Genomic DNA, 21146 nt, shown 5'->3' with positions numbered 1-21146 from the left:
GTTCCGTAAACCGAAGCACTCGCGTGACGGCGACACCTTCGACGACGCCCCTGACACCACCGACCCGTTCTTCCTCGAGGAAGAGGACGCGGAGGAAGAAGAGGTAGAAGAAGCACCGGCGCCGGCTCCGGTCGTCGATACGCAACCGCGCATGGACAACACGGGCCGTCTCATCGACATGCGGCGGGTGGTGAAGACATACAACGTCGGAGAACCCAGCGAGCTGACCGTGCTGCACGGGGTGGATTTCTACGCCGACCAGCACGAGTTCGTGTCCATTGTCGGCCCGTCCGGCTGCGGCAAGTCCACGCTGATGAACCTGATCGGCATGCTCGACCGGCCCACTGAGGGCGCATACGCGTTCAACGGAGAACCCGTCTACGCCAAAGAAGACAAGGAATTGGCGCAGTACCGCAGCCGCAACATCGGGTTCATCTTCCAAAACTTCAATCTCATCGGTCGCATCGACGCGCTGCAGAACGTGGCCATGCCGATGATGTACGCCGGCGTGCCCCGCAAGGAACGCGAGGAGCGCGCAGCGGAGCTGCTCGACAGGATGGGCATGGGCGATCGCCTGCACCACAACCCCAACGAGCTCTCCGGCGGCCAGAAGCAGCGCGTAGCCATTGCGCGCAGCTTGGCTAACGATCCGGACTTGTTGCTTGCCGACGAGCCAACCGGCGCCCTCGACTCCAAAACCGGGCGCATGGTGATGGACCTGTTCCACGAACTCAACCAGGATTTGGGCAAGGCGATCGTGTTCATTACCCACAACCCGGACCTCGCTGAGGAGACCTCGCGTGTGGTGGAGATGATGGACGGCCAGATCGCCGGTGTGCGCCGGCCGGACGGGGTGAAATAGGTGAATATCCGCGAATCGCTGCGCCTTGCGCTGTCGAGCCTGAACGCCAACAAACTGCGTTCGCTGCTCACGCTGCTCGGCATCATCATCGGCATCATGGCCGTGATCATCATCATGACGCTCGGCCGCGCGCTGGAAAACGACGTGATGGGCGGGCTGGAGGACGCCGGCACCACCACCTACCCGGTGATGGTGCACGAGCGGCCCGAAGACGGCGAGGAGAATTCCGACGACCCGTTCGCTGGGTTCAACCTCGCCCCGCCGACGGACGAGAACAACGCAGTCACCTTCGACGAACTCGACGAGCTGCAGGCCTCGTTCGGCGACCGCGTCCGGGGTGTGGACTTGGACATGTCGGGCGACGGCGAAGCGCAGTTGGACGATGAGACCGCCAGCGTGTCGGTGTACCCGTCGCTGGCGAGCTCGCTAGACATGCGTGGCCTCGACGTGCAGTTCGGCCGCGGGTTCGACCAGGACATCATCGACAGCCGCCGCCCCGTCGCGGTGGTTTCGCCGGAACTTGTCGAGGCGCTGTTTAACAACGACGCTTCGCAGGCCCTCGGCTCGCGCGTCGACTTGAATGTCGACGGCACACCGGCCGTGTTCACCATCATCGGTGTGCTCGACCGCTCCGACAGTGAGCCGGCGTTCGGCCAGTCGTCGTTCGCGGACGTGTACATTCCCGCCACCGCCGCGGACCGGGTGGGGTTGGAGACCAACTGGGTGGCGTCGTTTAGCGTGCGCTCCTCGCCCGAGGAGGACCCAGAGGTGTTCCGCAACGACCTGCAGGCGTACCTCGACCGCATGTACGCAGGTAACGAGGATTACGAGGCGGAAGTCTTCGACATTTCCGCGAGCCTGGAGGGCTTGACGACGATCTTCCGCACCCTGTCGACCGTGCTCTCGGCCATCGGCGGCATCTCGTTGCTCGTTGGCGGCATCGGCGTGATGAACATCATGCTCATCACCGTCACCGAGCGCACCCGCGAAATCGGTGTGCGCAAGGCGCTGGGCGCGACGCACAACGATATTCGCGTGCAGTTCATCGTCGAGGCGATGTTGGTCTGCCTCATCGGCGGCGTCATCGGCGTGATTCTGGGCGGCATTGTCGGCCTGATCGCGTCGTCGGCGGTGCTCGAGATGACGTGGCCGCCGGTAAGCGCGGTGGTCTTCTCACTGTTGTTCTCGTTGGCCACCGGTGTGTTCTTCGGCGCGTATCCAGCGTCGAAGGCGGCGAAGATGCAGCCTATCGACGCATTGCGCTACGAGTAATTTTCCGCGTCGGCGGGCAGTCTATGATGACCCGCATGGCGAAAAATTCCTCCTTTGTGCACCTGCATAACCACACCGAATTTTCCATGCTGGACGGCATGGCGAAGGTGGACATGCTCGCCGAGGAGGTTTCGCGTCAGGGCATGCCCGCGGTGGGCATGACCGACCACGGCAACATGTTCGGCTCGAACGCGTTCTACCGCCGCATGGTCGACGCCGGGGTGAAACCGATCATTGGCATCGAGGCGTACATGGCGCCCGAGTCGCGCTTTAACAAGAAGCGCGTGTTGTGGGGCACGCCGGATCAAAAGCGTGACGACGTCTCCGCGTCCGGCGCGTACCTCCACCAGACCATGCTCGCAGAGAATGCCACGGGGCTGCGCAACCTGTTCAAGTTGTCGTCGTTAGCTTCCTACGAAGGCCAGCTGGGCAAGTGGCCGCGCATGGACGCGGAACTCATCGCCGAGCACGCTGACGGCATCATTGCCACCACCGGCTGCCCGTCCGGCGACGTGCAGACGCGTCTGCGGCTTGGGCAGTACGACGAGGCGCTCGAGGCAGCGGCGATGTGGCAGGACATCTACGGCAAGGACAACTACTTCCTGGAGTTGATGGACCACGGCCTGCACATCGAGCGTCGCGTGCGCGAGGACCTGCTACGCATCGGCGAAACGCTCGACCTGCCGCCACTGGTGACCAACGACTGTCACTACGTGCTCGAGTCCCAGGCGCCGGCGCACGAGGCGATGCTGTGTGTGCAAACGGGCAAGACGCTGCTGGACCCGGACCGCTTCAAGTTCGACGGCTCGGGCTACTACATCAAATCGGCCGAGCAGATGCGCGAGCTTTGGGATTCCACGGTGCCGGACGGCTGCGACAACACGCTGTGGATCGCGGAGCGCGTCGGCGACTACGGCGAGCTGTGGGAGGAGCACCCGCATGACCGTATGCCGATCGCGGACGTGCCCGAAGGCCACACCCCGACTACCTGGCTGCGCGAAGAGGTCCATCGCGGCCTGACGGAGCGGTTCAACGGGGGAGAGGTGCCCAACGAGTACCTCGAGCGTGCCTCTTACGAGATCGACGTCATCGACATGAAGGGCTACCCGTCCTACTTCCTCATCGTCGCGGAGCTGATCAAGCATGCCCGCGAGATCGGCATCCGTGTGGGGCCGGGCCGTGGCTCGGCGGCAGGTTCCCTCGTCGCGTACGCATTGACGATTACCAACATCGACCCGATGGAGCACGGCCTGCTTTTTGAGCGATTCTTGAACCCGGAGCGCCCGTCCGCACCGGATATTGATATCGACTTCGACGACCGCCGCCGCGGCGAGATGATCACCTACGCCGCCGAGCGTTGGGGCGAGGACAAGATCGCGCAGGTGATCACCTTCGGCACCGTGAAGACGAAGCAGGCGATTAAGGACTCGGCCAAGGTGAACTTCGGCCAGCCCGGCTTCCAAATGGCCGACCGCATCAACGGCGCACTGCCACCGGCGATTATGGCCAAGGACATCCCGCTGTCCGGTATCACCAACCCGGAGCACGAGCGCTACGCGGAGGCCACCGAGGTGCGCTCGCTTATCGAGACCGACCCGGACGTAGCAAAGATCTACGAAACCGCGCGCGGTCTCGAAGGCGTGGTGCGCCAGGCCGGCGTCCACGCGTGTGCGGTGATTATGGCGTCCGTCCCGCTGATGGAGCACATCCCGATGTGGAAGCGCCCCGCCGACGGCGCAATCATCACCGGCTGGGACTATCCGGCTTGCGAGGCCATCGGCCTGCTGAAGATGGACTTCCTCGGTCTGCGTAACCTCACCGTCCTCGGCGACGCGTTGGAGAACGTGCAGAAAAACCGCGACGAGACCATCGACCTGGAGGCGCTGGACACCGACAACCAGGCGGTCTACGAGTTACTATCGCGCGGCGACACCCTGGGCGTGTTCCAGCTCGACTCAGGCGGCATGCAGGAGCTGCTGAAGCGCATGAAGCCAACTGGCTTCAACGATATTGTCGCCTCCCTTGCCCTGTACCGCCCGGGCCCGATGGGTGTGAACGCCCACTGGGACTACGCCGACCGCAAGAACGGTCGCAAGCCGATTACGCCGATCCACCCGGAGCTAGAAGAGCCGCTCAAGGAGATTCTCGACGAAACCTACGGCCTGATTGTCTACCAAGAGCAGATCATGAACATCTCGCAGAAGGTGGCGAACTACACAGCCGGCCAAGCAGACGGCTTCCGCAAGGCCATGGGTAAGAAGAAGCCCGAGGTGCTGGCGAAGGAGTACGAGACCTTCTCAGCCGGCATGTTCGAAAACGGCTACTCCAAGGAGGCCGTCGATGCGTTGTGGGGCACGATCGAGCCGTTCGCGTCCTACGCGTTTAACAAGTCCCACGCCGCCGGCTACGCCTTGGTGTCCTACTGGACCGCGTACATGAAGGCGAACTACACCGCCGAGTACATGGCGGCGCTGCTGACGTCTGTGGGCGACAAGAAGGACAAATCCGCCATTTACCTGTCCGACTGCCGCCACCTGGGCATCAGCGTGTTGCAGCCGGACATCAACGAGTCCGAAGAGAACTTCATGGCTGTTGGCGACGACATCCGCTACGGACTCGCCGCCGTGCGCAACGTCGGCGCGGAAGTGGTGGAATCCATCAAGGAGACCCGCAAGACGAAGGGCAATTTCACGAGCTTCTCGGACTACCTGGACAAGATCGACCTGCTGCCGTGCAATAAACGCATCACGGAATCGCTGATCAAGGCCGGCGCCTTCGACTCCCTCGAGCATCCACGCAAGGGGCTCATGCTCATCCAGGAAGACGCCGTGGACTCTGTCTTGGCGACGAAGAAAGCCGCCGACAAGGGCCAGTTCGACCTCTTCGCCGGCATCGGCGGTGACGAGGGCGGCGATAACAACGCTTTCGCGATCGAAGTGCCTGACGACGAATGGGACCGCAAGCATATGCTCGCCCTCGAGCGAGAAATGCTCGGCCTGTACGTCTCCGGCCACCCGCTCGACGGCTACGAGGAGGCCATCGACGCACAGACCGACACCCAGCTCACGACCATTTTGTCCGGCGAACTCCGCAACGGTGCTGAAGTGACCATCGGTGGTCTGATTTCGAACGTCGATAGGCGCTTCTCCAAAAAGGACGGCTCACCGTGGGCGATCGTCACCATTGAGGACCACCACGGCGCCCAGGTAGACGTGCTGCTGTTTAACAAGGTCTACGCCCTCGTCGCGCCACAGATCGTGGAGGACAACATCATCCTGGTGAAGGCACACGTGTCCATCCGCGACGAACGCATGAGCCTGTTCGGCGACGATGTGAAGGTCCCCGAACTCGGCCCCGGCAACGGTGCTGGACTGCCGCTTCGCCTCACCATGCGCACCGAGCAGTGCACTATCGACAACATTTCGAAGCTCAAGGGGGTGCTGTCCAACAACCCGGGCGATTCTGATGTGTACCTCAACCTGATCAACGGCGAGCACAGCCAGCTCATGATTCTTGGCGATCACTTGCGTGTGCACCGCAGTGCCAGCCTGATGGGCGACCTCAAAGCGGCGCTCGGTGCGGGGATTCTTGGTTAGCGACTATGCAGTGGCATAGTTCGAAGCGTCCGGCCCGGTCGGCTGGGATGTAGAGACTATGCAGTGGCATAGCGTACTGGCGCGGTGTGCGTCGTGGCGATTATGCAGACGCATACTGCGCGGACTTGTTTTGCAGTTGTGATGACTATGCAGCGGCATAGTTCGAAGCGCCCGGCCCGGTTGGCGGGGATGCAGTGACTATGCAGCGGCATAGTGTGTCGGCGTGGTGTACGTCGGGGCGACTATGCAGCGGCATAGCGCGAACGCAAAAGCCCGCTGCACCACATTGGTGCAGCGGGCTGAGCCGGTTAGAGCGTAATTCTTACTGGTTGAAGAACTTACGCAGGGCCTCACGGCCACCTGGGATCGAGTTGATGAACACGATCAGGCTGGAGATGCCGGCTGCGAGGGTCGTCACCACGATAGAGATCTTGGCGATCGCTTCGAGGATTTCCTGCTCGTTCTCTCGGGGCTGCAGCCACTTCGGGGCAGTCGAGGATGGAGCCGTCGAGGTTGCAGTGACACTGGTGGTGGTCTCGGTCGCCTTCGGTGCCGAAGTCACCGTCTCCTTTACAGTAACGGTGACGGTCGGCGCCGGCTCCTTGGCGGAGGTGGTCGTCGTCGGGGTGGTCGTCGCCGGGGTGGCGGTTGCCTTCGGCGTGGTGGTGGCCACAACGGAGGTGGTAGCCGAAGCCGAAGTGGAGGAAGTGGTCTCGGCAGCGATAGCTGCGGGACCCAGAGCGCCGGCAGCGACTGCGGTACCTGCCGTAGCGACCATCAGAGTGCGGAGCTTCATGTGTAAGCCTTCCTTGGGGAGTTGTTCGGGTTAGAACGGGAGCTGGAAGTTCGGGAGCTGAACCTGCGGCACGTGAACGTGCGGCAGACCCAGGCCGAAGTCGCGGTTCAGCGCGTCGATGATCTTGTTGATGCCGCGCGGGTCGGACAGGACGATCAGGCTGGTGGTCAGCACAGCGCCGAGGGTACCGGAGATAGCGGCAATGAGGTGGCCCTGGGAAGAACCGGAGGAGCCGCCCTGCTGCTTCTGCGGAGCCGGCTTGGTGGTCGGGGTCGGCTCGGCCGGCTTTTCGACCTCGACGGTCTTCTCGACGGTCTTTTCCGTGGTCTTCTCGGTCACAGTCGCGGTCGTGGTCGGCTCGGACGGCTGAGCGGTCGTGGTCGTCGCAGTCGTGGTCTCCGGAGCGGAGGTGGTGGCCTCCTGAGCGTGAGCCGGGGAGACTGCCAGGGTCAGCGCGGTCGCGGCGGCGACCGTAGCGGCGGTGATGCGCTTCATACTTTAAAAACTCCTCATGGAAAGTTCGGGGGTTCGTCGCTGTCGGCAATGGGCCGGACAGAGCACTCGGATGAACCTAGCAGGTTCGTGGTTAAAAATGTAGTGAAGTTGGACACTTATATCCACGTCACAGCTGTCACTTTTTAACGACGTTCCAGAAGGCTGTTCAGAATGTGACCTATCCCACCGAGAATGCCGATGCAGGCAGCCACCGCGGCCAGTGCGATCGCGATAACGCCGCCCTTGCTTAGCGACGACTGCGCCGAGTCGGTTTCCGGCGCCGCGGGTTCAGCAGGCGGCTCGATGAGCGAATCGACCTGGAACACTGTGGTGGTGCCGGACACCTCGTTGCCGACGAGCAAAAGGTTTTCCCCGTTGGGGGAGTCCTTCGCCGGTACGAAGGTGAGGCCCTCGGCGCCGAGGTCGCCGGCTTGGTTGAGGCCGGTGGTGAGGGCGTCGTCGTCAAGCGCTTCCATGTTCACGGAGAAATCGCGGTTGTTGATGTACGCCTGGTAGGTGGCGTTTGCGGGATCGGTGATGTCGTAGACCATCACGCCGCCGATGCGCTCGAAGCCGATGAAGGCGTAGGTGCGGCCGTTGATCTCGCCGACGGTGATGCCTTCCGGTTCGGGGCCCTTGTCGTCGGAACGCGACTCGAACTCGTTTTCCGTGTGGTTGGTGTTGAAGTGCTCTGGGAGCAGCTTCGCGGTGATCTTCTCGAAGTCGGCGCCGGAGTCGAAGACGCGCTTGCCGTCGGCGGTGAAGATGGAGAAGCTGCGCCCGCCGTAGGTGTAGAGGTCGTCGTAGCAGTTCTTGTCTTCGTTGAGGCCGAACGCGGTGGTGATCTTCAGCCGGCCGGCGTTTTCGTCGGACTGGAAGTCCTCGATTTCGGAGGCGGTCATGCCGGCGTAGCCCTCGCAAATCGGCGGGAGCTTCTTGCTGCCGAGTTTCTTGATGCGCTCCTCCTCGGAGTACGCCTCCCAGTCGCGGGCGTCGCCTTCGTTGGCGAGGACGAGGTAGGTGGTGCCGTCGACGTCGTAGGCAGCGATGGAGTCCGGCTGCAGGATGCCCTTGACCGGCGCGGTGCGGATGTCGATTGTGCCGTCCTTGTCGGAGGTATCCATCGGCACCTCGCGTCGGTCGGTGTAGCCCAGCGGCCAGACGTCTTCAACAGTGGCGGTAGCGATGTCGACGACTGCGATCGCGTTGTTTTCCTGCAGCGTGACGTAGGCCTTGCCGCCGGAAACGGCGATGTATTCCGGCTCGAGGTTTTGCGCCTCGGTGGTGGAGTCGCCGACCTGGCCGTAGATGTGCACGCCCTTGTCTGCCAGGGTGCCCTCGAAGGCGCGGAAGTCGGCGGTGCGCACATCGGACTGCGTGGCGGCGGCGACGGCGGAGGGGAGCTTGATTACGGAGACAGAGCCCTCCGGGTCGAAGGAGTAGTCCTCAGCCGGCTCGCCTTCGTTGGCGACGAGCGCGTACGCCCCGTCCGGGGTCACCGTCACCATGTCGGGCAGCGCGCCGACCTCGACGCGGCCAAGCACCTCGCCCGGGTTGGCGGCGTCGAAGAAGATGACGGAGCCGTTGTCCGTCTTGTTTTCCGGCTCGACGGTGGCCACAGCGAGGCCGTCTGGGCGCACCGACACCGAGTTAATGGTGGTGTTCTCGCCGCCGGAGACCTCGCCGATCTTCTTCGGCGCGGTCGGGTCGGCCGCGTCGAGGATGTCGATGCGGCCGCTGTTCGCGTTGACGGTGAGAATGCGCTTGGTTGCCGGGTGGAACGCCACGATCTCGGCGGCGGACTCGTTGAACACGCCCGTGCCGTAGGAGCCGATCACGGAGATGTCGGCGGTGGCGTCCGTGGCACGGTCGTGCACGGGCGTATCGACGACTGCGGCGTGGGCCACCGAAGTCAGCGCCAGGCTGGTGGCGCATACGGCGGCCAAGCCTGCGCGGGACATGCGGTTCATAAGAGGCCTTTCGGTTAAGGAGGGCGGTTTGAATCATGCTTACAGCCTGAATATTTGCGCAGAGTTACATCGGAATGAACAGGTAATGAACGCGCGCGTAGACTGATCGACCATGGGTTCATCCGAGCAGTTCCGAGAAGTCCACGCCGCCGACATCCAGTACGCGCAGGGGCGGATTTCTTCTGTGATTACCCCCTCGCCGCTGCAGTACTGCCCGCGACTGTCGCAGCAGTACGGGGTGGACGTGTTTCTCAAGCGTGAGGACCTGCAGGATGTGCGCTCCTACAAGATCCGCGGCGCCTACTTCGGTATCTCGCAACTTACCGCCGAGGAGCGCGAGGCCGGTGTGGTGGCGGCATCGGCCGGCAACCACGCCCAAGGCGTGGCGTACGCGTGCCGTGCGCTGGGGATCCAGGGCAAGATTTTCGTGCCCAAGCCGACGCCGAAGCAGAAGCGCGACCGTATCAGGGTCCACGGTGGCGATGCGATCGAGCTCGTCGTCACGGGCAACACGTTCGACGAGGCCGCGCAGGCCGCCCGGGAGGACGCTGAGGCGCGCGGAGCGAAGGTGATCGAGCCGTTCAACTCGCGCAACACGGTGATGGGGCAGGGCACCGTTGCAGCCGAGATCGTTGCGCAACTGTCCAGCCTGGGCAAGCAGGCCGACACCATCCTGGTGCCGGTCGGCGGCGGTGGGCTGATGGCCGGGGTGCTTTCGTATGTGGCGGACATGTCGCCGGCGACTCGGGTGGTGGGTGTTGAGCCGGCGGGGGCGTCGTCGTTACGCGCGGCGATCGACGCGGGTGAGCCGGTGACGCTGGAAACGATCGACCCTTTTGTCGACGGCGCCGCGGTCAAGCGCGTCGGCGAGGTGCCGTGGCAGGTGTTCCAGGCGCACACGGACCGCGCGCAGGTGCTCACTGCGGACGAAGGTGCGGTGTGCACTGAGATGCTCGCGCTGTACCAGAACGAGGGCATCATCGCGGAGCCGGCGGGCGCGCTGTCGGTGGCGGGGCTTGCGCAGGCGGAGCCGGGTTCGACCGTGGTGTGCATCATCTCAGGCGGTAATAACGATGTGCTGCGCTACGCCGAGGTCATGGAGCGCTCGCTTGTGCACCGCGGCCTGCGGCATTACTTTTTGGTCAACTTCCCGCAAGAGCCGGGGCAGCTGCGCAGTTTTCTGTCGGACATCCTGGGCGCTGAGGACGACATCGTGCTGTTCGAGTACCTGAAGAAGAACAACCGCGAGACGGGAGCGGCGCTTGCCGGCATCGAGCTGGCGCGCGCCGAAGACATCACGCCGCTGCTCGAGCGGATGGAAGCTTCGCCGATTGCTTGCCGACGACTCGAGCCCGGCACCCCCGAGTACGACTTCATCGTTGCAGGGTAAATGGTTACCGAGTACACGCGCCCGGTGGAAGGCGAGACAGCCACCCACGAAATTGAGATCAAGCGCTCCCGGTTCATCACCTGGATCGCGCGCGCAACCTCCGAGGAGGAAGCCCGCGCGGTCATCCACGCTGCGCGCGAAGAGTTCCCGGACGCGCGGCACCACTGTTCGGCGTTTATCGTGCACGTCGACGACGCGCAGCCGATCGAGCGCTCTTCCGACGACGGCGAGCCGTCCGGCACGGCGGGCAAACCGATGCTTGAGGTGCTCAAAGGCTCGGGTATGTACGACATCGTCGCTGTGGTGATCCGCTACTTCGGCGGCATCAAGCTGGGCACCGGCGGGCTGGTCAGCGCGTACACGAACGCGGTGTCGGAGGCGCTGCCTGCGGTGCAGACGGCCACCCGCGCGATGCGCGAGCAGGTCACGGTGGATCTGCCGCACGCGGAGGCCGGGCGCATCGAGGCGGAGCTTCGCAACGCCGGCGTGGACGTGGTCGACGTGGCCTACGGCGCGGCCGCGACGTACACGCTCGCGTTCGTGCCGGGGCAGCGCGAGCGTATCGACGACCTGTTGGCCGCCGCCACCCAAGGCCGCGCCGAAACGAAAACGCTCGGACCGCGGTGGGTCGAACTGTAGGCGGCAGGCTAGAATTGCGTGCCATGACCATGCAGCCGCGCCCCCATAATCCGATCGAGCAGCGAAAAGCAGCCGTGCGCAAGTACTCGCGCGACGCGGCGTTGTGGGCCGGCGGCGGTGTCGCCGGAGGCATCGCGCTGGGCCTGTTGATGGGCTCCTGGACCATCTTTATCCTCGGCCTCGTCGTTGCCGTTGCCGGCGGGCTGGTGAATTGGAACAAGGTCCAAAAGATCGTCAACCACCGCGACAACTACTAAATTGACCCAACCCACCGGAAAGGCAGTTCGCATCGACGCGTGGCTATGGGCCGTGCGCATCTTCAAAACGCGCAGCCTAGCGGCCGAGGCGGTGCGCGCCGGCCACGTGAGGATCGACGGCAAGGCCGTCAAACCCGCAGCCCAAATCGTGCCGGGCGAGACGGTACGGGTGTGGAAGGACCACCGCGAGTACATCCTCGAGGTCACCGCGACGGTGCAAAAGCGCGTCGGCGCCCCGGTGGCGCGGACCTGCTACATCGACAAGTCCCCGCCGCCACCGCCGCGCGAGTTGTTCGCCGCGCCGCCGGTGCGCGACCGCGGTGCGGGCCGGCCGACGAAGAAGGAGCGGCGGGAGATTGACCGGCTGATGGGGCGCCGTCGCTAAGCGGAGCCCCGCAACTTGGACAGGCGGCTGGTGAGGCGCTTGCGGCGCAGAACCGGACGGTTGCCGGCATCCCAGGTCTTGTCGATGTGCTCGGTGCCGAAGCGGTTGAGCAACAAATCGTCGATAATGCGCACCTGCCCCGGCACGAACGGGTAGTTCAGCGAATTCGACACTGCCTCGATGTCGGCGGGGTTGGTGAGCTCCGCGACGTCGGAAACCATCTCGATGCCGTGTGCGCGCAACAGTTCGGTGAGGAAGCGGTAATCGCCGGCGCGCGAGAGAGGGAACTGGCTGCCGAGCAGCACAGTGAGGATGCCCGGCAGGGTGTCGGGGGAGATCTCCGCGTCGACGTCGGTGTTGACCTTCTCGCGCGGGTCGGCGAGTGTGGAGATCTGGTCGAACTGCTGGTCAGCGAGCTCGATCAGCCCCGCGGCCAGGGTGAAGGCGCGGTCGACCTGCGGATCCAGGTTGTCGGTGGCGCGCTTGTAGCGGATGTCGTGCTCGAACTCGGCCCACGCGTGCTGCAGTACCGTGCGGATCTGCACCTCGAAAACCTGTCCGGCAAACTCCTCCAGGCCTTCCGAGTGCTCCTCGACCCGCACGACGAGGTGGTGGGAGCCGTAGCCGAACCCGCCCGCGATGCGTGTCTCTTCCGCCTTGTCCACGCTGCGCAGCACCTCGAATTGGTCGGCGAGCAGGCGCTGCACCGCCGGGATCTCAGTGGAGTGCAGCACGGTGATGCGCGCGCCGACAATGTCTTTGATGTCGTGCCACGGGTCGGGGTAGAGCAGTTCGCCGTCGTCACGCGTTTTGCGCGCCTTTTCCTTCAGCGAGGTCCAGGATTTCACGCGCGCGTCCACACGGTCGAAGTTGATGCCGGCATCGCGCATGAGCTCGTGGAGGACGTGGCGGAAGGTGGTGGCCGCGTCCTCGTGCTCGTTGACCCAAGCGAAATACGTCGAGCCGAGACGCGCGATGGTGTCGTCGGCTTCTTTGTTGCGCTTGCTGCGGTGTCTGGATGTGCTCATAACGGCCGGTGAGTTTACCCGCGCTGTACCAGTAGCGCAGTAGGCAGGTCTGCAAGCAGTTCTCGGACCGTTGTCACACCGTAAAACACATGCCCGGTGAGCTGGTCCGTCCACGTCCCGTCCAATTTGATGGTGGTGTCGCCCCAGCCGCCGCGGCGCTCGAGGGAAATCGGCAGCCGGGTAGCCACCGCGATAACGTTCGTGCGTTCCATGCCGATGAGGTGCCGGGCCGCTTCACCACAGGCCAATACTGGCCGGTAGCCGCGGAAGTACTCGGGGTGATCGCGTCGCAACGTAAGCGCTTCCCGGACGATGCGGTGCTTGGCACGATCCGCGGCTTGCTCGTGCGGTCCGTAGTCCACGAATCGCCGGTTGTCTGGGTCCACGAGCGAGAAGTCGAAGCCCTCCTGGCCCTGGTACACGTCAGGAATACCGGGGCCGACGAGGTGCAGCAACTTGCGTCCCAGCGATACCTGCTCGCCTGCGCGGTTGAGGCGCAGCGCGAAGGCTGCTACTTGGTCGCTGCCGACTACTTTCGCGACCCACTCAGTGATGTGCGCCTCGTATTCGGCATTGTTGTCGGTCCAGCTCGTGTGCCGGTCTGCCTCGCGCACGGCCTTCAGGGCGTAAGCCTGCATGCGCTCGAGGAAGTCCTTCTCGTCACCGCGCGGCCATGCGCCGAGGATGTTCTGCAGGAGAAAATGGCCAGCGGCCTCGTCTGGCGGCGGAGTTTCCGCGAAAACGTCGCCGGCGAGGCATAGGTACTCGTCGGGCAGCTCGCTAATCCCGATAATGCGGGCGCGGGTGTCTTCGGAGCGTTTCGTGTCGTGGGTGGTCAACGTGGTCATCGCGCGCGGCCAGTAGCGCTCGCGCTCCGCCTGCAGCAGGTGGAATTCGGCCGGGGAGACCCCGAAGCGTTCCGGCGCACCGCCGACTTCCTGCAGCGCGACGAGTCTGTGTAGCCGGTAGAACAGCGTGTCCTCCACGCCTTTGGCCATCACTGCGCCGCTGACCTGGGCAAAGCGGGTGGCTGCCTCGTCATTGTTCGCCAGCGCTGCGGTGATCGTGTCAAGTGCTGGGCATCGGTGCGGCTCGCGCATCGCAATGTCCGCCACGATGGTGGCGGTCACCCGGGAAAGCGACGGGTAGTCGGCGCGGTAAACGGGCAGGTGCGACAACAGCTGGATAAGGGTGTCGGTGACGTCCTCGCCACCGATCACGCGGGCAAGCCGGCGGATCTCCGGTGCGAGCTCGCTTTGCGCCATTCGGCGTTTCATCGCCGCCGCACTGGATTCGGCTTCAGGGAGCACGGTCGCGGCTGCCGGGTCCACGAACACGCCGTCGAATTCACGCAATGCGTCGTAGCCTGTGGTCCCGTCGACGGGCAGCTGCGCATCGAGTGGTTCGTCCGGGGCGAGGATTTTCTCCACGATGAGCCACCTGTCGGGCCCGATCATCTTCCGCAGCGCTTTGAGGTAGGAGAGCGGGGCCGCCAACCCGTCGGGGTGGTCGACGCGGACGCCGTCGATGAGGTTGTCGTCGAGAAGCACTCGCAGCCCCTGATGCGTCCGTTCGAACACATCCGGGTCCTCCTGCCGCAGGCCAGCGAGCCCGTTGATGGAGAAAAACCGGCGGTAGGACACGTCTCCCTCGCGCCAATACGTCAACGCGTAGGCCTGCTTTTCGTGCGCGGATTGGGCGGTGGGGTAGGTGCCGGGAGCAAGCGGGAATATGCGGTCGTGGTAGCGCAGCACCCGCTCGCCGTCGGATGTGCTGTCGATACGCAGCGCGGCCGTGTCGTCGGGGGAGCCGAGCACCGGAAGATTGATCTTGCCCGCAGACCAATCGATGTCGAAGAAGTGCGCGTACTCGGAGTCTCGGCCGTGCTTGAGCACGTCCCACCACCACCGGTTGAGGTGCGGACTTTCCACGCCGAGGTGGTTGGGCACGATATCCACGATGAGCCCCATGCCAGCCTCGTGGGTGGTTTGTGCGAGCTCGCGCAGCCCATCGATGCCTCCGAGCGCCGGGTTGACCTGGTTCGGGTCTGTGATGTCGTAGTTGTGGCTCGATGTGGGCGGTGCGGTAAAAATCGGTGACAAATAGAGGTGCGATACCCCCAGATCGCGTAGATACGGCACCTGCTCAGCGGCCTCAGCAAACCCAAACCGGCGACCGGCCGGGTCCGCGTCGGGGCCGCGCAGCTGCAGGCGGTACGTGGAAGTGATCGGTCGGCGCATGGGGCCAACACTAGTGGTGCATGAGCGGAAAACCCACGGAATACGTCAGAATGCTGGCGCGTGGGGCAAGCGCCCGCACGTCCGCAATGGGTGCGTCGAAGACAAAAAGATCGCGGTCGTTGCGTGTCACGTACATCAGCTCATTGCGAGGTTTAAGCACCGACTCGAAGTGGCGGTGCAGCACCGTAAACGTTTTCGGGTGCGCGAGCCATGACGCAGCGGGAGCCCCGTGTCCGTCCACCTCGTAGCCGCGCAGCGGGGAATGCCCGAGTGCGGCGGACGGACAGCGCACCAAAAACTCAACGCCGGTATCCACAAGCGCGCGCCGGGTGAGACGGTCCGCGGATTCGTTCCACAATTGGCGGGCGCTGGGTGCGGCTTCGCCGACCTGCTGGTGTGTCAGGGCCAATCCATCGGCGCCTGCGAAGACGCACACCAGTCCCGGGGACAGGTTGATAAACGCGGTTGACGTGCTGTACCCCGGCGTGAGCCAGGTGCGTGACGACGACTCCATCCGGGCCAGCCGGGGTTCAGCGAGTTGGGCAGTGGGGCGGGTTTCTACGACATGCATGCTCTTTAGACGCACGCAACCCGCCGCCGGTTCCATGGGAACTACAAATTAATTGATCCCGAGCGTTTCCAGCAGTTTGTGCGCCGGCCAAATCTGGATGTCTTGACCCTTATCCTGCAGTTCGCGGGCGCGTTTCTCCTTCGAGGTCATGTTCGCCCACTCGCCGACAACCAGAATGGTTGTCTTCTTGGTCACGTTCTTGCCCACCTGGGCGCCCTGCTTGGCAATTGCCTGCCACAGCTCGCCCTTGTCGTGGGGTTCGAACTCGCCGGTGAGCGTGACGTGCTCGCCGTAGAGGGGGGAGTTCGGGTCGGCATCGGCCGCCGGCTCCGGGACGGTGTCGGGGGTGGCAACCGACTGCCACGGCGCGGGCTTGCGCTCCTTTTTCACCGGTCCGGCCTGGTTCGAGCCGCGAGGCTCGGCTGTGGCAGCCACGGCGGCAGCCACGCCGCCCTGGGCAACCTGCTCAGACTGCAGGGCTCGGCCGGCGCCGGAGCGGTCGCGCAGCACCGGGGTGACGCGGGCGTCGTCGATCGAGCCGAGAGTGAAGCCGGCATCATGGACGAAGCCCATCAGGCTGCCGGTGTAGCCGGCGCCGCGGGCCAGAGCCACTATCACACCGGCGCAGGCGGCGGCGTCCTCGCATGCGTCGTGGTGGTTGTCCAAGGACAGCCCGAAGTGCTCCACCAGGGTGGGCAACTTGTGGTTTTTCACGTCCAGCTTCGTCGCGCGCGCCTGGGCGAGCGTGCAGGCGAACAGCATCTTCGGGACCGCAGTGCCGGTCGCACGGCACGCGTCGCGCAGCGCGGAGGCGTCGAACTGAGCGTTGTGGGCCACCAACGGCAAGTCGCCGACGAACTCGGTCATCTGCGCGATGCGCTCGTCCACACCCGGCGCGCCGGCGACGTCCTCGGCGGTAATGCCGTGGATGGCCACGTTGCCCGGGTCGAACTCGGCCAAGTCCTTCGGGGGTGTGCACAGCCAAGAGGCGCGGTCGACTTCCTCGCCGTCGATGATTTTGACCAGGCCGATCTGGCAGATGGAGCCCCAACGGCTGTTCGCGGTCTCCACGTCGAATCCGACGAACGAGAAGCCGGGGATGCCAGCGCCGCCGGCGACTGCGGCGGTATCGGGGGCGTTGCCGTGCTTGGCGTCGTCGAGAATCGAGCGCAATCGCGCCGCACCCTCGGTATCGCCGGGGACGAAGGATATGGTCACCGGGTCGGCCGCGGTGGTGAGCGTGACGTGGCTCGGCGACCACGCGTCACCGTCGGTAACGTCCACGCCGGTGATGTCGGCGATCGGGACGACCCGGGTGGCGGACGAGCCGCGCAGGGATGCAAACAGTGGGGTGGGAGTGACGGTGAGCTCGTCGTTGGTGACGGTCAGCGTCGCGCCGTGGGCGGAAATCATTTAGTCGTTGCCTTCCTTTCGGCCCTCACCTGCGGGCGGTTGTGTGCGGCGCAGCACGACAGTGGAGCGCTGGCCGACAGTAACAGTCGCGCCGGGTTGCACGGCATCGGCCTGATCGCGGTAGCCGAGCGGCTCAGTTGTGTCGACGACAAATTCCCATTCGCTGCCAAATTCTTCGCCGGGGACGGTGAAGTCGATGTCTTCGAAGTGCGCGTTGAACATGAGCAAAAACGAATCGTCCACCACGCGCCGGCCGCGAGCATCCGGCTCGGCGATGGCCTCGCCGTCCAAGTGGACCATGAGCGCCCGGCCGAACGGGGCGTTCCAATCGTCCTGCGTCATCAACGTGCACTCGGGCGTGAGCCAGGCGATCTCGTGGTTGTCGTCGCCAAGCGCACCGCCCGCGGGGAAACGACGCCGGCGGAACACGGGGTGTTCGCGGCGCAGCTCGATGAGCCGCCGGGTGAAATCGTGCAGGTCGGTGGCCTCATCAAGGCGCGACCAGTCCATCCAGGCGATCTCGTTGTCCTGGCAGTAGACGTTGTTGTTGCCGCCCTGAGTGCGCGCGATCTCGTCGCCGTGATTAAGCATCGGCGTGCCTTGCGACAGCATCAGCGTGGTCAGGAAATTCCGGCGCTGGCGGGCGCGCAGTTCGAGCACCTCCGGGTCGTCCGTGGGGCCTTCGACACCGCAGTTCCAGGAGCGGTTGTGGCTTTCGCCGTCCCTGTTGTCCTCGCCGTTGTCCTCGTTGTGCTTTTCGTTGTAGGACACTAAGTCGTTGAGCGTGAAGCCGTCGTGGGCGGTGATGAAGTTAATCGACGCGGTGGGGCGGCGGCCGTTGTGCTGGTACAGATCCGACGACCCGGTCAGCCGGGACGCGAACTCGCCGAGGGTGGAATCCTCGCCGCGCCAGAAATCGCGAATGGTGTCGCGGTACTTGCCGTTCCACTCGCTCCACAGGGCGGGGAAGTTGCCCACCTGGTAGCCGCCCTCGCCGACGTCCCACGGCTCGGCGATGAGCTTGACCTGGCTGACCACCGGGTCCTGCTGCACCAAGTCGAAGAAGGTGGCTAGGCGGTCCACGTCAGAAAATTCTCGTGCCAGGGTGGAGGCCAAGTCGAAGCGGAAGCCGTCGACGTGCATCTCGGTGACCCAGTAGCGCAGCGAATCCATGATGAGTTGCAGCGAGTGCGGATAGCGCACGTTAAGCGAGTTTCCGGTGCCGGTGTAGTCCATGTAGAGGAACCGGTTGTCGTCGACAAGCCTGTAGTACGCCTCGTTGTCGATGCCGCGGAACGCGATGGTCGGGCCCATGTGGTTGCCTTCGGCGGTGTGGTTGTACACCACATCCAGGATCACCTCGATGCCGGCCTCGTGGTAGGTGCGCACCATCTGCTTGAACTCGGCAACCGCATCGCCGGGGGCGTCGGAGGAGGCGTAGCTGTGCTCCGGGGCGAAAAAGCCGAACGTGTTGTAGCCCCAGTAGTTACGCAGCCCCAGGTCGCGCAGGCGGTCGTCTTGGAGGAACTGGTGCACCGGCAGCAGCTCAATCGACGTCACGCCCAAGTCTGTGAGGTAATCCACCATCACCGGGTGCGCCATGCCCGCGTACGTGCCGCGCAGCTGCTCCGGGATGTCCGGATGCGCCTGCGTCATGCCTTTGACGTGGCATTCGTAGATCACCGTTTCGTCGTCCGGGATCTTCGGCGTGCGGTCGTCGCCCCAGTCGAAAAACGGATTGATCACCACCGACAGCATCGTGTGGCCGAGCGAGTCCTCCTCGTTGCGGCCCGTGCCGGGGTCCTCGGCGTGCACGTCGTAGGAAAATAGTGAGGAGTGCTGGTCGAACGCGCCGTCGAAGGCGCGTGCGTACGGGTCGACGAGCAGCTTGTTCGGGTCGCAGCGCTTGCCATTGTCCGGGTCCCACGGACCGTGTACCCGGTAGCCGTAGCGCTGCCCGGGGTGCACTCCCGGCAGGTAGGCGTGCCAGACGTGGTTGTCCACCTCGTCGAGCGGCACGCGGGTTTCCTGGCCGGAGTCGTCGATAAGGCAGAGCTCCACTTTCTCGGCGACGCCGGAAAACAGCGCGAAGTTGGTGCCGGCGCCGTCGAACGTCGAGCCCAGCGGGTAGGCGGAGCCGGGCCACACGATGGTCTCACTCATGGCGCCAGAGCTTAGTGCACCGCCACGACACCGCCCGGGCTACGAGTGTCGTGCCAGGCCGTCGAGCAGGTAGCCCACCGCTTGTTCGTGCAGCGCGGCCGCGTCGTCGTCTGTGGGCTGGTCGCCGTGCGTCGCCTCAGCCAGTTGGGCGCCTGCTTGGTGCACGGCGGCGTCGCCGAGCGTGAGGTGCAAAATCCCCAACGCGGCTGCGCGCACATCGCTTGACGACGACCCCGCGTACGCCCCAACCGCTTCCACAAACGTCTCCGCCAGCACCGCGCGCACCTCCGCGTCCGGCTGGCTCATCGCCGCGACCAGCACTTCTGCACCGTCGCGTACGCCAAGCACCGCGTCGCGCAGTTGGCGGCTTAAATCGGCGGGGTGGGGCAGTGGGTCGTCGATAAGCGGTTGCACGATGGCGAGCCCCATCGCCGCGATCAACTCTTGCTTGTTGGCGATGTGCCAGTACAACGCGGCGGGCGCGACGGATAGTGACGAGGCGACGCGGCGCATGGACACATCGGCCAGGCCGTAGCCGGCGAGGATTTCCAGCGCGGCTTTCGTGATGCGCTCGCGGGACAGTTGCATGAGATACCACCCTAGATCCAACGGCGGGTGCGCACATCTACGAAAGCTCACAGGAACCATTCAGAGCAATCGCACCATGGTCGCACCAGTAGACAAGAATGACATTGGTACTGTTTCTCAAGAACCCCGTCGCGGTACCTTATGCCGCAGCAGACGGCTGCCCGGATTCAGCAATCGGCCGGGCGCAACCAAGGAAGGTAGTGAACACAATGAAGACGCAGACTACGACTGGCATGGCTGCCTTTATGGCGGCAGCGGTGCTCGTGCTTCCGCTTTCAGCGTGCGGTTCCTCCGACGAGGGCGAGTCTGGCGGCCTGTCCACCGCCGCCGAGGCAGCGCCTGCCGACACTGAAGTCGACGCGACCGCATCCGAGAAGTCCGACAACAAGGGCGATAAGGAAAACAAGGACGACGCCGACAAGAAGAAGGACGACAAGGCGGACAAGGAAAAGGACAAGAAGTCCTCCTCCAAGAAGCCGGAGCAGCAGGGCGGCGGCAACGAGGGCGAGGGGGCCCCGACGCTGGCGAACCCGTTTGAAAATGGCATGCCGGAAAACACCAACAAGCCGATCGAAGGCGGTGAAGAGGGCAGCGAAGAGGATGCCCGCCAGATGGAGGAGACCGGTCGCGCGGTGCTCAACCCAGAGTCCTTCGCTGGCTGGACCCGCACCATTTTGGACAACTCCTGCAAGGCTGTCGCCGACCCGATGATGGAAGAGCTCGAGCGCCAGGGCCTGACCCTGGAGCAGGTCGAGGAAGCCGGCCGCGTTGCGGAGCAGCAAGGCCAGGCGCTCGAGATTCCGCGTTCCGAGGTCAGCATTTCCGACGTGCGCGTCGACGGCAACCGTGCGTCCGCCAACCTGACCGCGAAGAACGACAGCGGCGAAGAGACCCACGTCATGATCTTCGAGAAGGAAGACGGACGCTGGAAGCTCTGTAACTAGTGATTGGTTCTGGCGCAGGGCTGCTCGCGCTCGCCCTGCTGCTCGGCATCGGCGCAGGATTCGCCTGGGGCGCGCTGCGTCCCGCCTACGTGGGTGAGGTCTCCGACGGTGGTGCCGTGATCGATCAGGCCGCAAGCCCCGCGAACGTGCAGTTCACGGGGTTTGCGTGGTTTGTGATCCTAGCCGCCCTGCTCGGGCTGGTCGTCGGCATCGTCGCCTGGCGTGCCGTGGGGCGGAAGCGCTTCCGCGGCGGTGTGTGGTGGATGGTGTGGGCGATGGTCGTAGCTGCGCTCGGTTCCATCGCGGTTTATTTGTTCGGCAACTGGTTCGCGCTGCGGCTTACCCCCGTACCCGACCACGACGCGCTGTCGGACGGCGCGCAGTTCTCGCTCGTGCCGCCGATCGCCCCGGGTGCCGCCTGGGCAGTCGCGCCGTTAGTGGCCGGGCTGGTGTACTGGTTTGCCAACCTGGCCGCCTACACCCGCGAGCGCGATGAGATCTCGGAAGTGGCTACACTGTCGGCGTAATTGACCCGGA

Annotated in this window: 18 protein-coding genes; 9 read left to right on the top strand and 9 right to left on the bottom strand. The window is 64.5% G+C overall.

Features of this window, described 5'->3' with window-relative positions; translation table 11 throughout:
- Positions 1 to 151: 151 nt before the first annotated feature.
- Genes IAU68_RS07855 through dnaE form a run of 3 tightly spaced genes read left to right on the top strand, consistent with a single transcriptional unit; the run spans position 152 to position 5730 of the window.
- Positions 152 to 862, top strand: a complete 711-nt coding sequence (locus IAU68_RS07855; protein WP_171193000.1) for an ABC transporter ATP-binding protein — start codon at positions 152 to 154, stop codon at positions 860 to 862.
- On the top strand, positions 863 to 2134 hold the full coding sequence (locus IAU68_RS07850; protein WP_171192757.1) for an ABC transporter permease: 1272 nt from the start codon (positions 863 to 865) through the stop codon (positions 2132 to 2134). It begins immediately after the preceding gene.
- A 35-nt stretch (positions 2135 to 2169) separates the two neighbouring features.
- Positions 2170 to 5730, top strand: a complete 3561-nt coding sequence (dnaE, locus tag IAU68_RS07845; protein WP_171192756.1) for a DNA polymerase III subunit alpha — start codon at positions 2170 to 2172, stop codon at positions 5728 to 5730.
- Positions 5731 to 6052: 322 nt separating this feature from the next.
- Here dnaE and IAU68_RS07840 read toward each other — a convergent pair whose 3' ends face one another.
- The 3 genes from IAU68_RS07840 to IAU68_RS07830 form a co-directional block, all read right to left on the bottom strand.
- Positions 6053 to 6526, bottom strand: coding sequence for a hypothetical protein (locus IAU68_RS07840; protein ID WP_171192755.1), 474 nt, complete (start codon positions 6524 to 6526; stop codon positions 6053 to 6055).
- Positions 6527 to 6556: 30 nt separating this feature from the next.
- Positions 6557 to 7021, bottom strand: a complete 465-nt coding sequence (locus tag IAU68_RS07835) for a hypothetical protein (protein ID WP_171192754.1) — start codon at positions 7019 to 7021, stop codon at positions 6557 to 6559.
- A gap of 143 nt (positions 7022 to 7164) precedes the next feature.
- On the bottom strand, positions 7165 to 8982 hold the full coding sequence (locus IAU68_RS07830) for a choice-of-anchor I family protein (protein ID WP_231698995.1): 1818 nt from the start codon (positions 8980 to 8982) through the stop codon (positions 7165 to 7167).
- 121 nt (positions 8983 to 9103) lie between these two features.
- Here IAU68_RS07830 and ilvA point away from each other — a divergent pair, with 121 nt between their 5' ends.
- Genes ilvA through IAU68_RS07810 form a run of 4 tightly spaced genes read left to right on the top strand, consistent with a single transcriptional unit; the run spans position 9104 to position 11662 of the window.
- Positions 9104 to 10381: a threonine ammonia-lyase IlvA gene (gene ilvA, locus IAU68_RS07825; protein ID WP_171192752.1), complete on the top strand. Its 1278-nt coding sequence runs from the start codon at positions 9104 to 9106 to the stop codon at positions 10379 to 10381.
- Positions 10382 to 11020 (top strand): YigZ family protein, encoded by a 639-nt coding sequence (locus IAU68_RS07820; RefSeq protein ID WP_171192751.1) that lies wholly within the window; start codon positions 10382 to 10384, stop codon positions 11018 to 11020.
- Between the two features lie 23 nt (positions 11021 to 11043).
- Positions 11044 to 11277 (top strand): hypothetical protein, encoded by a 234-nt coding sequence (locus IAU68_RS07815; protein ID WP_171192750.1) that lies wholly within the window; start codon positions 11044 to 11046, stop codon positions 11275 to 11277.
- Position 11278: 1 nt separating this feature from the next.
- Positions 11279 to 11662, top strand: coding sequence for an RNA-binding S4 domain-containing protein (locus IAU68_RS07810; RefSeq protein WP_171192749.1), 384 nt, complete (start codon positions 11279 to 11281; stop codon positions 11660 to 11662).
- On the opposite strand, the gene IAU68_RS07805 is transcribed toward IAU68_RS07810, so the two are convergent.
- From IAU68_RS07805 to IAU68_RS07780, 6 genes are read right to left on the bottom strand one after another with little or no spacing between them, the layout of a single operon-like run.
- Positions 11659 to 12690 (bottom strand): GTP pyrophosphokinase, encoded by a 1032-nt coding sequence (locus IAU68_RS07805; RefSeq protein WP_171192748.1) that lies wholly within the window; start codon positions 12688 to 12690, stop codon positions 11659 to 11661. The two genes, IAU68_RS07810 and IAU68_RS07805, sit on opposite strands and share 4 nt — an antisense overlap.
- A gap of 14 nt (positions 12691 to 12704) precedes the next feature.
- Positions 12705 to 14930 (bottom strand): malto-oligosyltrehalose synthase, encoded by a 2226-nt coding sequence (gene treY / locus IAU68_RS07800; RefSeq protein WP_171192747.1) that lies wholly within the window; start codon positions 14928 to 14930, stop codon positions 12705 to 12707.
- Between the two features lie 10 nt (positions 14931 to 14940).
- Positions 14941 to 15501: a hypothetical protein gene (locus tag IAU68_RS07795; protein WP_171192746.1), complete on the bottom strand. Its 561-nt coding sequence runs from the start codon at positions 15499 to 15501 to the stop codon at positions 14941 to 14943.
- A 48-nt stretch (positions 15502 to 15549) separates the two neighbouring features.
- A complete protein-coding gene (locus IAU68_RS07790; protein WP_171192745.1) occupies positions 15550 to 16914 on the bottom strand; it encodes an exonuclease domain-containing protein in 1365 nt (454 codons plus the stop codon).
- Positions 16915 to 19077 carry a glycogen debranching protein GlgX gene (glgX, locus tag IAU68_RS07785; protein WP_171192744.1) on the bottom strand — a complete coding sequence of 721 codons (2163 nt, stop codon included), beginning with the start codon at positions 19075 to 19077 and terminating at the stop codon, positions 16915 to 16917.
- A gap of 39 nt (positions 19078 to 19116) precedes the next feature.
- Positions 19117 to 19665 (bottom strand): TetR family transcriptional regulator, encoded by a 549-nt coding sequence (locus tag IAU68_RS07780; RefSeq protein WP_171192743.1) that lies wholly within the window; start codon positions 19663 to 19665, stop codon positions 19117 to 19119.
- 209 nt (positions 19666 to 19874) lie between these two features.
- Between IAU68_RS07780 and IAU68_RS07775 the strand changes: the two genes are divergently transcribed.
- Both IAU68_RS07775 and IAU68_RS07770 read left to right on the top strand, forming a co-directional pair.
- On the top strand, positions 19875 to 20609 hold the full coding sequence (locus tag IAU68_RS07775; RefSeq protein ID WP_171192742.1) for a hypothetical protein: 735 nt from the start codon (positions 19875 to 19877) through the stop codon (positions 20607 to 20609).
- Complete coding sequence (locus tag IAU68_RS07770) at positions 20609 to 21136, top strand: hypothetical protein (protein ID WP_171192741.1); 528 nt, start codon at positions 20609 to 20611, stop codon at positions 21134 to 21136. Before IAU68_RS07775 ends, IAU68_RS07770 begins: the two co-directional genes overlap by 1 nt.
- Positions 21137 to 21146 lie beyond the last annotated feature (10 nt).

Source organism: Corynebacterium lujinxingii (assembly GCF_014490555.1).
Taxonomy (GTDB): Bacteria; Actinomycetota; Actinomycetes; order Mycobacteriales; family Mycobacteriaceae; genus Corynebacterium; species Corynebacterium lujinxingii.
This window is presented reverse-complemented; position numbering and strand designations above follow the sequence as displayed.

Excerpts from the sequence above, each read along its gene's own strand:
- IAU68_RS07855 (WP_171193000.1), top strand. The coding sequence starts at position 152 with ATGGACAACACGGGCCGTCTCATCGACATGCGGCGGGTGGTGAAGACA.
- dnaE (WP_171192756.1), top strand. The coding sequence starts at position 2,170 with ATGGCGAAAAATTCCTCCTTTGTGCACCTGCATAACCACACCGAATTT.
- IAU68_RS07840 (WP_171192755.1), bottom strand. The coding sequence starts at position 6,526 with ATGAAGCTCCGCACTCTGATGGTCGCTACGGCAGGTACCGCAGTCGCT.
- IAU68_RS07835 (WP_171192754.1), bottom strand. The coding sequence starts at position 7,021 with ATGAAGCGCATCACCGCCGCTACGGTCGCCGCCGCGACCGCGCTGACC.
- IAU68_RS07830 (WP_231698995.1), bottom strand. The coding sequence starts at position 8,982 with ATGTCCCGCGCAGGCTTGGCCGCCGTATGCGCCACCAGCCTGGCGCTG.
- ilvA (WP_171192752.1), top strand. The coding sequence starts at position 9,104 with ATGGGTTCATCCGAGCAGTTCCGAGAAGTCCACGCCGCCGACATCCAG.
- IAU68_RS07820 (WP_171192751.1), top strand. The coding sequence starts at position 10,382 with ATGGTTACCGAGTACACGCGCCCGGTGGAAGGCGAGACAGCCACCCAC.
- IAU68_RS07815 (WP_171192750.1), top strand. The coding sequence starts at position 11,044 with ATGACCATGCAGCCGCGCCCCCATAATCCGATCGAGCAGCGAAAAGCA.
- IAU68_RS07805 (WP_171192748.1), bottom strand. The coding sequence starts at position 12,690 with ATGAGCACATCCAGACACCGCAGCAAGCGCAACAAAGAAGCCGACGAC.
- treY (WP_171192747.1), bottom strand. The coding sequence starts at position 14,930 with ATGCGCCGACCGATCACTTCCACGTACCGCCTGCAGCTGCGCGGCCCC.
- IAU68_RS07795 (WP_171192746.1), bottom strand. The coding sequence starts at position 15,501 with ATGCATGTCGTAGAAACCCGCCCCACTGCCCAACTCGCTGAACCCCGG.
- IAU68_RS07790 (WP_171192745.1), bottom strand. The coding sequence starts at position 16,914 with ATGATTTCCGCCCACGGCGCGACGCTGACCGTCACCAACGACGAGCTC.
- glgX (WP_171192744.1), bottom strand. The coding sequence starts at position 19,077 with ATGAGTGAGACCATCGTGTGGCCCGGCTCCGCCTACCCGCTGGGCTCG.
- IAU68_RS07780 (WP_171192743.1), bottom strand. The coding sequence starts at position 19,665 with ATGCAACTGTCCCGCGAGCGCATCACGAAAGCCGCGCTGGAAATCCTC.
- IAU68_RS07775 (WP_171192742.1), top strand. The coding sequence starts at position 19,875 with ATGAAGACGCAGACTACGACTGGCATGGCTGCCTTTATGGCGGCAGCG.